General features: G+C 69.8%; 12 protein-coding genes. 7 read left to right on the forward strand and 5 right to left on the reverse strand.

What is annotated here, in order from left to right:
• Positions 1 to 317: 317 nt before the first annotated feature.
• Positions 318 to 1,232, reverse strand: a complete 915-nt coding sequence (gene rmuC / locus AC069H_RS34810; protein ID WP_478226258.1) for a DNA recombination protein RmuC — start codon at positions 1,230 to 1,232, stop codon at positions 318 to 320.
• 178 nt (positions 1,233 to 1,410) lie between these two features.
• Between rmuC and AC069H_RS34815 the strand changes: the two genes are divergently transcribed.
• Together AC069H_RS34815 and AC069H_RS34820 are read left to right on the forward strand one after the other, a co-directional pair.
• Positions 1,411 to 2,562, forward strand: a complete 1,152-nt coding sequence (locus AC069H_RS34815; RefSeq protein ID WP_478235166.1) for an exonuclease SbcCD subunit D — start codon at positions 1,411 to 1,413, stop codon at positions 2,560 to 2,562.
• Positions 2,559 to 5,510 (forward strand): AAA family ATPase, encoded by a 2,952-nt coding sequence (locus AC069H_RS34820; protein ID WP_478235167.1) that lies wholly within the window; start codon positions 2,559 to 2,561, stop codon positions 5,508 to 5,510. The genes AC069H_RS34815 and AC069H_RS34820 overlap by 4 nt, the downstream gene beginning before the upstream one ends.
• Positions 5,511 to 5,592: 82 nt before the next feature.
• On the opposite strand, the gene AC069H_RS34825 is transcribed toward AC069H_RS34820, so the two are convergent.
• Both AC069H_RS34825 and AC069H_RS34830 read right to left on the reverse strand, forming a co-directional pair.
• A complete protein-coding gene (locus AC069H_RS34825; protein WP_478235228.1) occupies positions 5,593 to 6,093 on the reverse strand; it encodes a methylated-DNA--[protein]-cysteine S-methyltransferase in 501 nt (166 codons plus the stop codon).
• The gene (locus tag AC069H_RS34830) at positions 6,093 to 7,550 is read right to left on the reverse strand and encodes a DNA-3-methyladenine glycosylase 2 family protein (RefSeq protein WP_478235168.1); all 1,458 of its coding nucleotides are present in this window, start codon (positions 7,548 to 7,550) and stop codon (positions 6,093 to 6,095) included. Before AC069H_RS34830 ends, AC069H_RS34825 begins: the two co-directional genes overlap by 1 nt.
• 105 nt (positions 7,551 to 7,655) lie before the next feature.
• On the opposite strand from AC069H_RS34830, the gene ychF reads away from it, so the two are divergent.
• Entirely contained in the window at positions 7,656 to 8,738 is a 1,083-nt protein-coding gene (gene ychF, locus AC069H_RS34835) for a redox-regulated ATPase YchF (protein WP_378443118.1), read from the forward strand.
• A gap of 231 nt (positions 8,739 to 8,969) precedes the next feature.
• Positions 8,970 to 9,746 carry a hypothetical protein gene (locus AC069H_RS34840; RefSeq protein ID WP_478235169.1) on the forward strand — a complete coding sequence of 259 codons (777 nt, stop codon included), beginning with the start codon at positions 8,970 to 8,972 and terminating at the stop codon, positions 9,744 to 9,746.
• Positions 9,747 to 10,092: 346 nt separating this feature from the next.
• Here the strand turns inward: AC069H_RS34840 and AC069H_RS34845 are convergent, their stop codons facing one another.
• On the reverse strand, positions 10,093 to 11,454 hold the full coding sequence (locus AC069H_RS34845) for a M20/M25/M40 family metallo-hydrolase (RefSeq protein ID WP_478235170.1): 1,362 nt from the start codon (positions 11,452 to 11,454) through the stop codon (positions 10,093 to 10,095).
• A 205-nt stretch (positions 11,455 to 11,659) separates the two neighbouring features.
• On the opposite strand from AC069H_RS34845, the gene AC069H_RS34850 reads away from it, so the two are divergent.
• From AC069H_RS34850 to AC069H_RS34860, 3 genes are read left to right on the forward strand one after another with little or no spacing between them, the layout of a single operon-like run.
• A complete protein-coding gene (locus AC069H_RS34850) occupies positions 11,660 to 11,863 on the forward strand; it encodes a CopG family transcriptional regulator (protein ID WP_478226264.1) in 204 nt (67 codons plus the stop codon).
• Positions 11,860 to 12,240: a type II toxin-antitoxin system death-on-curing family toxin gene (locus AC069H_RS34855; protein WP_478235171.1), complete on the forward strand. Its 381-nt coding sequence runs from the start codon at positions 11,860 to 11,862 to the stop codon at positions 12,238 to 12,240. Before AC069H_RS34850 ends, AC069H_RS34855 begins: the two co-directional genes overlap by 4 nt.
• Before the next feature lie 17 nt (positions 12,241 to 12,257).
• Entirely contained in the window at positions 12,258 to 12,596 is a 339-nt protein-coding gene (locus tag AC069H_RS34860; RefSeq protein WP_478226406.1) for a winged helix-turn-helix transcriptional regulator, read from the forward strand.
• Between the two features lie 387 nt (positions 12,597 to 12,983).
• Here the strand turns inward: AC069H_RS34860 and AC069H_RS34865 are convergent, their stop codons facing one another.
• Positions 12,984 to 13,274: a 4a-hydroxytetrahydrobiopterin dehydratase gene (locus AC069H_RS34865; RefSeq protein ID WP_478235172.1), complete on the reverse strand. Its 291-nt coding sequence runs from the start codon at positions 13,272 to 13,274 to the stop codon at positions 12,984 to 12,986.
• Between the last annotated feature and the right edge of the window lie 2 nt (positions 13,275 to 13,276).

The following is a 13,276-nucleotide window of genomic DNA, read 5'->3' on the forward strand; positions in this document are numbered from 1 at the left end:
GAGTGAAGGACCCACAAGGTTGCCGGGCTGGCCGGAACGGAGCTCGCGATTCCGGAAGTCGCAGGTCGGGCGGTGCGGTCCGCATCCGGCCCGTGAGTGGTCAGGACGGGTGTCGAGGGTCCGGGCAAGGTGGCGTGGTACTCCAGGCCCGGCCGGTGAGGGACAAACGTCTTCGCCCCTCGCGTCACGCGGGATTTCGTGAAGGGCCCCTTCACTACCTTCAGGGTAGGCAAGGAGGCCTTCACGACCGAACGAGCCCGCCGCTCCCACCGGCTCGGACACGCCACCTTTGCCCCTGGTGAGAACCGTCCCGAGCATCACGAGGCCGGGAGTTCGTCCGTCTTCCTGATCAGCGGGACCGGCGCCGGGCTGCCCGCGGCGTCGGTCAGCGGCGAGACCGTGCTCCGGAAGCTCTCGAGCGCCTCCAGCTCCCGCCGCCGGGCCGAGATGAAGCGCTGCAGGTGGGTGCTCGACAGGTTCAGCGCGTCGACCGCGTTGCCCGCGGCCCGGTGCGCGGCCGCGGCGCCCGCCCGGACCTGCTCGACGTCCTCGACCAGCGCCCGTTCGGTCGCGGCGAACAGTGCGGCGGACGCCAGTACGGCGAACCCCGTCGGCCCGCAGAGGAAGACCCGCCGGTCCAGCATCCAGCGCAGCAGTTCCGGGTCGGTGTCCAGCGCGGCGACCACGGCCGCGTCGGACGGGACGAACATGATCGTCCCGTAGATCGCGTCGGCCCAGCGCTGGTAGCCCTTGCCAGCCAGCTCGGCCGCCCGCGACCGGAGCTGCCGGACGTGGACGCGCAGCGCGTCCAGCCGTTCTTCGGGGTCGTCGGTCTCGACGGCCTCGGCCCAGCAGGCCATGCTCGCCTTCGCGTCCACCGGCACGGTCCGGCCGCCGCCGACCCGCAGCACCATGTCCGGTTTCGCGGCGCCGCCGCCCGCCAGGTCCGTTTGCAGCGTGAAGTGCAGCTCCTCGCGGAGCCCGAGCGCTCGTGCGGTCTCCAGGAGGACCTGCTCGCCCAGCTCGCCCCGGCCGCTGATCGAGGCGAACGCGACCTCGTACCGGCGCAGCGCGAGCTGCTGCTGATCGGCCTTCGCCCGCTCGGCGGCGACCTGTTTCGCCGCCGCGTCCGCCCTCCGCATGCCGTCGTTGTACAGCCGCCACAACAGCGCGACGGCCGCGAGCAGCAGCAACGCGAGCACGACGGCCGCGGTGGTGATCACCGTCGCCACCGGTACCTCCCCTCCGGATCCGAGTCGGGGACATCATGGCGGAACCGACCGACAAGAACGGAACGGCGCGGTCGCGCTCCGTATCTGACCTGCACCGTCCCCGGCGTGTCGGAAAGCGCAGTGCCGTCAAGGGCGCGCCTCCCCTCTCCTGCCGGTGCGCGGCCCTACCTTGGGCTGCGTGAAGCTCCTGCACACGTCCGACTGGCATATCGGCCGTACCTTCCACGGCGCCGATCTGCTCGCCGAGCAGGAAACCGTGCTCGGCCATCTCGCCGATCTCGTGGCCGCCGAGTCGGTCGACGTCGTGCTCGTGTCCGGCGACATCTACGACCGCGCGGTGCCCTCGGCGGAGGCCGTCCGCGTGGCCACGACCGCGCTGGGCAGGATCCGTCAGGCCGGCGCGGCACTGGTGATGACACCGGGCAACCACGACTCCGCGCCGCGGCTGGGCGCGTTCGCCGAGTTCGCCGCGGCGGGCGGGCTGCACCTGCGCGCCACGATCGGCGGGCTCGCCGAGCCGGTGCTGCTGTCCGACGAGCACGGCGAGGTCGCGCTCTACGGGATCCCGTATCTCGAACCGGAGCCCGCGCGTCACGCCCTTGGCGTACCCGAGGCCCGCGGCCACACCGGCGTCCTCACCGAGGCGATGCGGCGGGTCCGGGCGGATCTCGCGGGACGGCCGTCCGGAACGCGTTCGGTGGTGCTCGCGCACGCCTTCGTCACCGGCGGCGAACCGACCGAATCCGAGCGGACCATCGCGGTCGGCGGCGTCGAACAGGTGCCGGGTTCGGTGTTCGACGGCGTCGACTACGTCGCACTCGGCCACCTCCACGGCCCGCAGACCCTCGCCGAGCACCTGCGTTATTCGGGCAGCCCGCTGGCGTACTCGTTTTCCGAGACGCGCCAACGGAAATCGGTCTGGCTGGTGGAACTCGGCGCCGATGGGCTCGCCGAGGTCCGGCGCCACGAACTACCGGTGCCGCGCCACCTCGCGATGCTGCGGGGCGAGCTGGCGGATCTCCTTTCCGATCCGGAGCACGACGGCCTCACCGAACACTTCCTCTCCTTCACGGTCACCGACCGGGTCCGCCCGATCGACGCCATGCGCAAGCTGCGTGAGCGGTTTCCCTACGCGGTGCACATGGACTGGCAGCCTGAAGGCGGGCACGACGGTGCCGCGCTGAAGTACGCCGAAGCCGTCCGCGGGCGATCCGACGTCGAGATCACCCGGAGTTTCCTGGAGGACTGCCGCGGATCCGCGCCGTCGGAGAGCGAAGAGCGGCTGGTGCTGGCGGCGCTGGGCGCGGCGGGCAGGGAGCGCGAAGTATGAGGTTGCACCGGTTGGAGGTCGCCGCTTTCGGTCCGTACGCGGGCCGCGAGGTGGTGGACTTCGACGTGCTCGGCGCCGATGGGCTGTTCCTGCTGCACGGTGACACCGGAGCGGGGAAGACGACCCTGCTCGACGCGATCGCGTTCGCGTTGTTCGGCACCGTCCCCGGCGCGCGGGGCGAGGTCAAACGGCTGCGCTGCGACCTCGCCGAGCCCGACCAGGTCACCGAGGTCGTCCTGGAACTGACCGTGCAGGGGCAGCGGATGCGGATCGCGCGCAACCCCGAGTACCAGCGACCGAAGCGCCGTGGCGAAGGGATGACCGTCCAGCAGGCGAAGGCGGTGCTGAGCTGGGTCGGCACCGTACCCGCCGGACACGTGGCCGAGGGCATCACGCGGATCGACGAGGTCGCGCGCACGGTCGAGCGGCTCATCGGCATGACGCACGAGCAGTTCTTCCAGGTGGTCTTGCTGCCGCAGGGCGAATTCGCGCGGTTCCTGCGCGCGAACACGGCCGAACGCGAGGAGCTGCTGGAGCGGCTGTTCGGCACCGAGCGCTTCTCCGACGTCGAGAACTGGTTCGCGAATCTGCGTGCCGAACGCGGCCGCGAGTTGCAGGCGCGGCAGCAGACGCTTCGGGAGTGGGTCGCGCGGTTCGCGCAGGTCGCGGGGCAGGAGGCGCCCGAGGAAGGGCAGGCCGAGTGGGTCGGGGAGGTGCTCGCCGAGTCGGCACGGCGCGTCGCCGAGGCCCAGGAACGCGACACGAAGGCTCGGACGGCGGCCAAGAAGGCTGAAGCGGTCTGGCAGGAGAACCGGTCCACCGCCGAACGGATCCGCCGGGTGCGCACCGCGTACACGCGGTTGTCGGTGATCGCCGAGCAGGCGGGCCAGCGTGCGGAGTGGGCGGAAGAAGTCGAGGCGGCGCATCGTGCGGCGGGTGTCGTCGCGGAGGCGGATCTCCTCGAGCGCAGGCTGGATCAGCTCGCGGAGGCCGAAGCCGCCGAGGCGCTCCGGGCTCGGGAAGTGCCGGACGCGGTGGAGAGTTCGGCAGCCGAGCTTCGCGCTCGCGCCGGCGGGTTGCGGGAAGAAGCGGGCGCGCTCGCCGAACTCGTGGCGGAAAGCGAGCAGCAGCAACGGGATCTGGTCAGCCGCGATCAGCTGAACGCCGCCGCTGAGAAGGCGAAGAAGCAGGCCGAGGACTTCGCCGCCGAGCTCGGCGCGGCGCCGGAGAAGGTCTCGGCTTTGCGGGCCGAAGCGGCCGCTGCCGCCGAAGCCGAAGCGAAGCTCGACGGCGCCCGCGCTCGTGTCGACGAGCTGACCGCGCTGGTTCGTGACGCCGAAGAGGTGCCCAGGACACGACAGGCCGTCGAGCGGGCACGTGCGGCGGTCAGCGAGGCCGTGGACGGCCATCAGCAGGCCCGTCAGCACCGGCTGGATCTGCGGGAACGGCGTCTCGAAGGAATGGCGGCCGAACTCGCCGCCGGTCTTCACCCGGGCGAAGACTGCCCGGTCTGCGGCGCGACGGAGCATCCGTCGCCGGCGACGCACACCGGCGGCTTGGTCGACCCCGAGGACGAGCGCCGCGCCGAAGCCGCGGAGCAGCAGGCGCACGTGCGGCGCGAGAAGGCGAAAGCCGCGATGCAGGAAGCCGAAAACCGCCTGACCGTCCTGATCGAGCGGCTGGGCGAGCACACCGAGGAGACATTGCGGGCCGGGCTCGCCGAAGCGCGCGACCTGGTCGCGACGCTGTCGGAGACGGCTCGCCGAAAGCCCGCTCTCGAGACGCGGCTCCTCGAACTGGAACGGAAGATCGAGCAGCTGACCGAACAGCGCGGGGCGGCCGAACGCCGCGCGGTCGAGGTGGCGACCGAGGTGCGCGGGCTGGCCGAGCGGCTGGCCGAGCGCGAACGCCGGTTGGAGGCCGCGCGCGGTGAGTTCGCCGACGTCGCCACCCGGCGGCGTCATCTGCTCGGCTTCGCGGCCCGCCTCGACGCGTTGGCCGAAGCGCGGCTGACCGTCGCGGGTGTCCGCGAGCGCCGTGACGAGCAAGCGAAACTGGTCAAGGAAGCGTTGCGGGCCAAGGGTTTCGTGGACCTCGACGAGATGCGCGCCGTGGCGCGGCCGGACGAGCAGATCATGAAACTGGAAGCCAGCCTCGCCGACGCGAAGGTGATGGAGCGGGCCGCCCGCGAGGAACTCGCACAGCCCGAGTTGTTCGGCATCTCGCCGGAGGACGAGATCGACGTCGCCGCTTCGGCGGACACGGCGCAGGACACGCGAGCCGAGGCCGAGCAGGCCTTCGCGGCGCTGCGGACGGCGAAGACGCGGCACACGGACCTGACCGGGCTGGCCGAGCGGATGACGTCCTCGATGGCGGAACTGGCGCCGGTCGAAGAGGAGTATCTCGAACTGAAGGCGCTGGCCGAGGTGGTCAACGGTCGTGGGCAGAACGCGCGGAAGATGTCGCTGCGCTCGTACGTCCTCGCCGCGAGGCTGGAGGAGGTCGCGGTCGCGGCGACGGCCCGCCTGCGGACGATGAGCCAAGGCCGCTACTCCTTCGTGCATTCCGACGCGGCCGGGGCGCGGGGCACCCGCGGCGGGCTCGGCCTCGACGTGCTCGACGACTACTCCGGCACCATCCGGCCCGCGAAGACGCTTTCGGGTGGCGAATCCTTCCTCGCGTCACTCTCGCTGGCACTGGGCCTCGCTGACGTCGTCGCCGCCGAAACCGGCGGAGCGCTGCTGGACACGCTGTTCATCGACGAGGGCTTCGGCACGCTGGACGCCGAGACGCTCGACATCGTCATGAACATCCTCGACGAGCTTCGCGCCGGCGGTCGCGTGGTCGGGCTGGTCTCGCACGTGGAGGAACTGCGGCAGCGGATCCCGACGAGGCTGCGGATCCGGAAGTCGCGTACGGGCTCTTCGGTGGAGATCCACGCCGCCTGACCCTGCCGCCCCGTGCTATGAAAGGCCCCTTCATTGCAAAATTTGCAATGAAGGGGCCTTTCATAGCACTTGCGTGAGGAGGTCAGGCCGCTTCGTGCGTCAGCAGCCACTGCTTCGCCGGGACACCCCACCGGAAGTTCCCCACGCCGCCGCCGGTCCGCACCACCCGGTGGCACGGCACGAACAGCGCCGCCGCGTTCTTCGCGCACGCCGACGCGGCCGCCCGCACCGCCGCCGGATTCCCCGCCAGCGCCGCGTACTCCGCATAGCTGACCGGTTCGCCCGCGGGCACCTTCCGCAGGATTTCCCAGGCGTGCTCCCGGAAAGCGCCGGACCGCTGCCGAACCTCGATATCGGCGGCGGCGTCCAGTTCGCCGTCGTGGTAGCGGCGGATCGCGGTGCTCACCGGGCCCAGGTCCCGTCGCTGCTTCACTTCGCCAGGGGTGAGGGAAGGCGAGATCAGTGGCGTCAGTTCGCCGACGTCGCCGGTCCAGCCCGAGGCGAGCACGGCCCCGTCGCCCGCCACCACGGCGGTGAACGGGCCGATCTTGGTGTCCATTGTGGACCAGTACGCGATGCTCATCATTCTCCCTTTTCGGCGCGCCACAAGTACATGCCGGCGTACGAGGACCAGGGCTGCCAGGCCCGTCCGCGTTCGGCCAGCGTCGTTTCGTCGTCGGTGATGCCCAGCGCCGCCGCTCCACGGCGCAGCGCCGGGTCACCGGTCAGCAGGACGTCCGGCGCGCCCAGCACGCGCATCAGGACGTAGTCCGCGGTCCCCGGCCCGATTCCCGGGACGTCCAGCAGTTCCGCCCGCAGCTCCCCGGGATCGCGGCCGACGTGGACCGCCACCCCGTCCGCCAGCGCGCGGGCCACCGCGGCCACTCGTTCCGGGCCGTGTTCGGCGACCTGGGCCGCCGTCGGGAACAGCGTGGTCAGCCCTTCCAGCGACTCGTCGCAGCTGGGCAGGCGTTCACCGAGAGCGTCGGCGAGCGACGCCGCCTCAGCGGGGGACAGCATCGCGCGCAGCACGAACTCGTCGCCGTCGACGGTGCCGGGTACCCGGATGCCGGGGATCGACTCGACCAGCGGCGCGAGGGCGGGGTCGGCCCCGAGGACCCGCGCGACCGCCTCGGGATCGGCGTCGAGGTCGAGCAGCCGCCGCACCCTGGCCACCGCGCTGCTCAGGTCGCGCAGGTCGGTGAGCCGCAGGTCGCAGCGAACGTGGTCGTCCTTCGCCGTCAGCCACACGACGCCGGGGCCGTGCGCGAGCCGCAGCGTGCGCCCGTAGCCGGTCACTCCGGAATCGTCGCGCGTCACGTGCTCGACGCCGGGGACGGCCTGGTCGGCCAGGAAGTCCAGCACCCCGGCCGCGTCGAACGGCTTGCGGAACGGCAGCCGCAGGCTCAACCGTGTCCCGGTCGGCAGCTCCTCGGCCTTACGACGGCGCAGGCTCGCGGCGCGAAGCTGTGAAGGCGTCGTCGCGAAGACCTCCCGGATCGTCTCGTTGAACTGGCGGACGCTGGAGAAGCCCGCGGCGAACGCGACGTCGGTCAGCGGGAGGCCGGACATCTCGATCAGCAGCCGCGCCGAGTGCGCCCGGTGGGCCCTCGCCAGCGCCAGCGGCCCGGCACCGAGCTCCGCGGTGAGGACGCGGCCGAGCTGCCGTTCGGAATAGCCGAGCCGCCGCGCGAGCCCCGGGACGCCGTCGCGTTCGACGGTCCCGTCCGAGATGAGCCGCATCGCCCGAGCGGCGAGGTCGGCCCGGATGTCCCAGTCGGGGGAGCCGGGAACGGCGTCGGGCAGGCAGCGGCGGCAGGCGCGGAAGCCGTTGGCCTGCGCGGCCGCCGACGTCGGGTAGAAGCGGACGTTCTGCTGCTTCGGCGTCGACGCGGGGCAGGACGGACGGCAGTAGATCCCGGTGGTGGCGACGGCCATGATGAACTGGCCGTCGAACCGGGAATCACGGGCGGCGACGGCGCGGTAACACCGTTCGGCGTCGCGCCAGACGGCCCGTTCGGCCAGGGTCTGCTCGGTCATGACATCGATCGTGCCACCAGGTCGGAGGCACGGCTGGCGGAAATCCGACACGGCGATCAAGGCCTCGGCGGATGGGGCGGCGGGCGGCACGTAGACTTCTGGCCCGTGAGTCTCACCCTCGGCATCGTCGGCCTGCCCAACGTCGGCAAGTCCACCCTGTTCAACGCGCTGACCCGCAACGACGTGCTCGCGGCGAACTACCCGTTCGCCACGATCGAGCCCAACGTCGGCGTCGTCCCGCTGCCGGATCCGCGGCTGGACAAGCTCGCCGAGGTCTTCGGCTCCGAGCGGACCGTGCCCGCCGTCGTGTCCTTTGTGGACATCGCGGGAATCGTGAAGGGTGCCTCCGAGGGCGCAGGCCTCGGCAACAAGTTCCTCGCGAACATCCGCGAGGCCAACGCGATCTGCCAGGTCATCCGCGTGTTCGACGACCCGGATGTGATCCACGTCGACGGCCGCATCGACCCCGGCAGCGACATCGAGACGATCAACACCGAGCTGATCCTCGCCGACCTGCAGACCCTGGAGAAGGCGCTGCCGCGGCTGGAGAAGGAAGCGCGGACGAAGAAGGAGAACAAGCCCGCGCTCGACAACGCCCAGAAGGCGAAGGAGATCCTCGACGCCGGGCGGACCCTCTTCCAGGCGCAGAAGGAGGTCGACTTCGAGGCCCTGCGCGAGCTGAGCCTGCTCACCACGAAGCCGTTCCTCTACGTCTTCAACGCCGACGAAGGCATCCTGACCGACGAGTCGCGCCGCGAGGAGCTGGCCAAGCTGGTCGCCCCGGCCGACGCGGTGTTCCTCGACGCCAAGGTCGAAGCCGAACTGCTCGAACTGGACGACGAGGAGTCCGTGCGCGAGCTGCTGGAGTCCGTCGGCCAGCACGAGCCCGGTCTCTACTCGCTGGCGCGCGCCGGCTTCCACACCCTCGGCCTGCAGACGTACCTGACCGCGGGGCCCAAGGAGTCACGCGCCTGGACGATCCCGCAGGGCGCGACCGCCCCGCAGGCCGCGGGCGTCATCCACACCGACTTCGAGCGCGGCTTCATCAAGGCCGAGGTCGTGTCCTTCGCCGATCTGATCGAGCACGGCTCCATGGCCGCCGCCCGGTCGGCGGGCAAGGTGCGCATGGAGGGCAAGGACTACGTCATGGCCGACGGGGACGTCGTGGAGTTCCGCTTCAACGTCTGATCGGTCGGGGTGCAACTCGGGCCCGCGGTTCGCTGCATGGAGTGACTGTTCGGTGTTCGGTATTGGCCGAACACCGAACAGTGTGGAGCATATGGTCGTGGACTTGCTTCCCTCGACGGCTTCGACTCGGCTCGTCGCAGCCTGCCGTGCACCTGCGTGAAGACCTCACTTCTTCAGGGTGTCGAGGTTCGCCGACAATCTTGAGCCTGGTGTGCATCGGAGAGCCGTGGTGTGCTGCGATGCCGGATCGGCGACGAAACGATCCGAGTTCAGAGTCGTCAGGAACAGCTCGGGCGCGACCTCGGTATGGAAACGCTGGTCTGCGTGCTGATCGCCGACCGGATCCTGCTGTCCGAAGTCATGGCTTCGCTGTCCGCCGTCCGTCCGGTCTTCCATTCGGAGGCCGACTTTCGGTTCGCCTTCGCGCAAACACTTGCCGGACTGGCGCCCGAGCTGAAGATCCGACTCGAAATGCGACAGCCCGGCGACCGGCGTGAATTCGTGGATCTCGTGTGCTCAGGCGCCAGGAGGACGCTGGTGGAGTTCAAGTACGCCACCGCCCGATGGGCAGGCGAGCAGGGGGCGGACGCTGAGTGGTTCTCGCTTCGCGACCACACCGCCATGGATCTGGTCCGCAGGAATTTCGTGTTCGACGTATCGCGTTTGGAGCGGTTCGTCGAGAATGGTTGGGGCGACGACGGTCTCGCCATTCTGCTCAGTAATGTTCCGGGTCTCTGGAACCCGCCCGGGTCGAGGCTGACGCGAGACGCCCAATACCGTCTGTACGAGGGGGCGGTCCTGACAGGCAAGCTCCACTGGGGCACCGAGGTCGCCCCGGCACCTGCCAGCGACCGCACGCTGCGCGGCCGCTATGAAGCGAGATGGACGGATTACACCGATCTTACTGGAGACCGCGGGAAGTTTCGCTGGCTCGCTTGGCGCGTCGAGAGCCAGGCGTCGGTGAGTGGTGAGAACGGTTGGAACCCAATGTCACGTAGCTTAAGTTGATCTTGGGCGGGGTTGACGGGTGGGGTTAAGGCTCCCTTCTCTGTGTCTGATGCGACGAAGGGCTGGTCGTGGGTCGGGTTGGTCGTGAGTGGCGTTTCGGGTTCTAACCCGAAACGCCACTCACGACCCCCTCGTGCAATCGACCATCCGGGCATCGATCGGACATTGAGTCAGCGAAAAGTGTCCTTGGTGGACACTCAGGGGCGCGGTCGGCTCCTGTCGGCCACGGCAACCGAGCGCGTGACCTGCGGCAATCCTCACCGCTTACGGTCAAGACCCCCATCCAAGATCAACTTAAGCTACGTGACATTGGATCAGAACCGTCCTCACCACTCACGACACCTCACTACTTCCGCAGCAGGCTGTACGCCGCCGAGCCGATCAGCTCCAGCGAAACCTGAAGCCGCTCAAGGGAAACGTTGTCCTTGATGGTGTCTTCCGGCGTGTGGTAGGTCGGCTCCAGCAGCGCCGGGCCGGATTCGCCGCGCCAGCTGAAGTTGCCCGAAGCGATCCCGCGCTCGAAGAACGGCACGTGGTCGCTCGAACCGCGCGCCACCGGGCCCTTGACCCGCGGGTCGTAGCCGAGCCGCTTGGCGGCGGCGTTGACGGCGGCGGTCGTGGCGTTGTCGGCGCCGTCGACCGAAAGCAGCCAGTAGGTGATCGCCGGGTCCCAGCTGGTGGCGACCATGTCGTTCTGGAAACAGCCCGCGATCCGCTTGGCTTCCGGGTCGGACAGGTTCTTGACGTAGTGCCGCGAACCGATCAGCCCGTACTCCTCCGAGCCCCACAGCGCGAACCGCAGCGTCTTGTTCGTCGGCAGGTATCGCAGGACACGCGCCAGTTCCAGGCAGAGCACGGTGCCGCTGCCGTCGTCGTTGGCGCCGGGGGAGCCGGGGACGCTGTCGTAGTGCGCGGTCACCATGACCACGCCGTCGTCCTTGCCGGGGAACGTGGCCGGCCGCTCGGCGATGACGTTGTACGACGTCAGGTTCTTGTGGTGGGTGGCCGTCGCCTTCACCGTGACCGAGCCCTTGGCGAGCCGTTCGCGCAGGCGCTCCACCTGCACCTGGGCCAGGCCGAGCACCGGAATGGTGACCGGGGTGGCGAGCGTCGGGGAGAACGCGGACAGCTTCCGTGCCGGGTCGGCGCCGATCCGGCCGAGCAGCACGGCGTCCGCTCCGCGCTGCGCGGCCATCAGGTACGCGTCGGCCTTGTTGGCCACGGCGGCGATCAGCACGATCTTGCCGGTCAGATCGTCGGGCAGCGTGCTGCCGTCACCGGCGTCGACGACGACGGCCTCGCGCGTGACGTCCTGCGCGCCCTGCGGCGACGAGCCGGTCTGCCAGCTGTCGCGGCCGATCGACAGGCTGCCCAGGAACTTGTCGGCGATCGGGAACGGCTGCAGCGTGACCTGGTAGCGCAGGTCCCGGAGCACCTTCGCGATGTAGTCCCGCGCCCGCAGTTCGCCTTCGGTGCCGGCGATCCGGGGACCGATCTTGTCGCTGAGCACCCGCAGGTGCTCCAGCGCCCGCCGCGACCGCACTCGCGCGACCACCGGGTAGTCGCCGAATTCCAGCGACGGCGGGAACTGCGCGCCCGGACGTTGCTGCGTGGCCGCGGCGGCGGTGCCGGGGTTCAGCCCGATCGTCGCCGCGCCCGCCAGTGCCACCGCGCCCGCGAGCACCTCACGTCTGCGCAGACCTGCCATGGAACACCCCTCACTTCTCGAAGAAACTCGTTCGAGTAGCTAAGAGTCACGGGGCCGCCGGGGCAACCTCCGATCGTCCCCTTTTTCCGGTTCACCGCACGGCGACCCGGCGCACTGGATTTCGGGACCACCGGCCCGGAAGCGGCATTCGTGGCTCCGCGGGTTTGCGCAGGGACGAGTGCTACCAGAGTGGTATCATCGGCGAATGGCCATGACCCTGAGGTTGAACGACGAGCAGGAGCGCGCTCTCGCCCTGCTGGCGGAGGCCGACGGCGTGAGCAAGCACGAAGCCACCGTTCGCGCCATCACCGAGGCCGCCGCGCGCCGCGTCCGCGACGATCGTGTCCGTGCGCTGTCCCGGAACGGCCGCGAGCGTTACGCCGCTCTGCTCGACCGTCTCGCTCAGTGATCGAGTACCTGACCGTCGAAGATCTCCTGGCGCTCGCGGAGGATCTCCGTGTGCCCAAGATCCGCGATCTCGGGCTGCTCGACTCCGCCGCGCACCGGCCGCAGGCTTCGTTGATGGGGCGGGACGCCTATCCGACGCTGCACGAGAAGGCGGCAGTACTGCTGGAGTCGGTCGTGCGCAACCATCCGCTCGTCGACGGGAACAAACGGCTGTCCTGGATGGCGACGTTCGTCTTCTACGGTCTGAACGGGTACGACCTCGACGCGCCGGAAGACGACGCGTACGACCTGGTGATCGCCATGTCGGTCGGTTCGCGCACCTACCAGGACGCCGCGGTCGAACTGGCGGCGTGGGCGAGGGTAACTTCGGACGGGTGAAGCCGCTGGGTCCCGACATGTTCGCGCCCGGCTGCCCGTCGAACCTGACCCCGTTCAGGATCGGCGACAAATGGGCGGGCCTGGTCGTGCTGTGCCTGGAAGAAGGGCCGCGCCGATTCTCCGAGCTGCGGGTGCCCTTGAGGGGAGTCACGCCGAAGGTCCTCACGGAGACCTTGAGGGCTCTGGAACGGGACGGCATGATCACGCGGACGGTGTACGACGAGACGCCGCCGCGGGTGGAATACGAGCTCACCTCGCTCGGCCGGACGTTGTTCGAGCCGATGGAGGCATGCCGTGAATGGGCGGCGAAGCACCTTCCGGAGCTGGTCGCCGCCCGCGAGGCCTACTCGGGCTAGAAGGAGCTAGCCGAGCAGGCCGAGCACGACGATCGTCAGCAGCGTGATGGCGGCGGCGAACGTGGTCACCCAGGCGCGCTGGGCGGCGGTGATGGAGGCGTTGTTCACGGCGGTTCCCCGGGGGAGAGAAGCGACAGGTCCGCCCGGAACAGCGCGTTGATCAGGCTCCGCGTTACCTGCCGGACGCCGGTGTGACCAAGATCACTGATCGTGCTGGTGATGCCGATCGCGCGCCGTGTACCAGAGCACTCCGGCGGCGGCCGCCACCATCGCGCCGAACGCCGAGAACCCCACCACGATCGCTTGCGTCATCACTCGTCCTTTCTCGTTGTGTCCCTACCGGGATGACGTCCGAGAAGCGGAGTCGTGGCGCGATCGTCGCGGACGTCACATGCCGTCGAGTACCCCGTCGATCTGCGACGCGAGCGAGAAGTCCTTCTCCGTCAGCCCTCCGGCGGAGTGCGTGCTGAGCCGGAACGTCACCGTCCGCCAGCGGATGTCGATGTCGGGATGGTGGTCGGCCGCCTCCGCCAATTCGGCCACCTTGCCCACCGCTTCGATGGCCTTGGGGAAGCTCGGCAGCTTCGCCGTCCGCTCGATCGTCACGCCGTCGCGGGTCCACCCGGAGAGCTTGGTCACGGCTTCGTCGGCCTGCTGGTCGTTCAAGATTTCCGCCATGA

The sequence above is a fragment of the Amycolatopsis sp. NPDC043887 genome (genome assembly GCF_056435665.1).

What these genes read in the sequence shown, in the direction of transcription:
- AC069H_RS34860 (WP_478226406.1), top strand. Translation starts at nt 12,258, where the DNA reads ATGTTCGCGCCCGGCTGCCCGTCGAACCTGACCCCGTTCAGGATCGGC.
- AC069H_RS34865 (WP_478235172.1), bottom strand. Translation starts at nt 13,274, where the DNA reads ATGGCGGAAATCTTGAACGACCAGCAGGCCGACGAAGCCGTGACCAAG.
- AC069H_RS34825 (WP_478235228.1), bottom strand. Translation starts at nt 6,093, where the DNA reads ATGAGCATCGCGTACTGGTCCACAATGGACACCAAGATCGGCCCGTTC.
- AC069H_RS34830 (WP_478235168.1), bottom strand. Translation starts at nt 7,550, where the DNA reads ATGACCGAGCAGACCCTGGCCGAACGGGCCGTCTGGCGCGACGCCGAA.
- AC069H_RS34845 (WP_478235170.1), bottom strand. Translation starts at nt 11,454, where the DNA reads ATGGCAGGTCTGCGCAGACGTGAGGTGCTCGCGGGCGCGGTGGCACTG.
- AC069H_RS34850 (WP_478226264.1), top strand. Translation starts at nt 11,660, where the DNA reads ATGGCCATGACCCTGAGGTTGAACGACGAGCAGGAGCGCGCTCTCGCC.
- AC069H_RS34820 (WP_478235167.1), top strand. Translation starts at nt 2,559, where the DNA reads ATGAGGTTGCACCGGTTGGAGGTCGCCGCTTTCGGTCCGTACGCGGGC.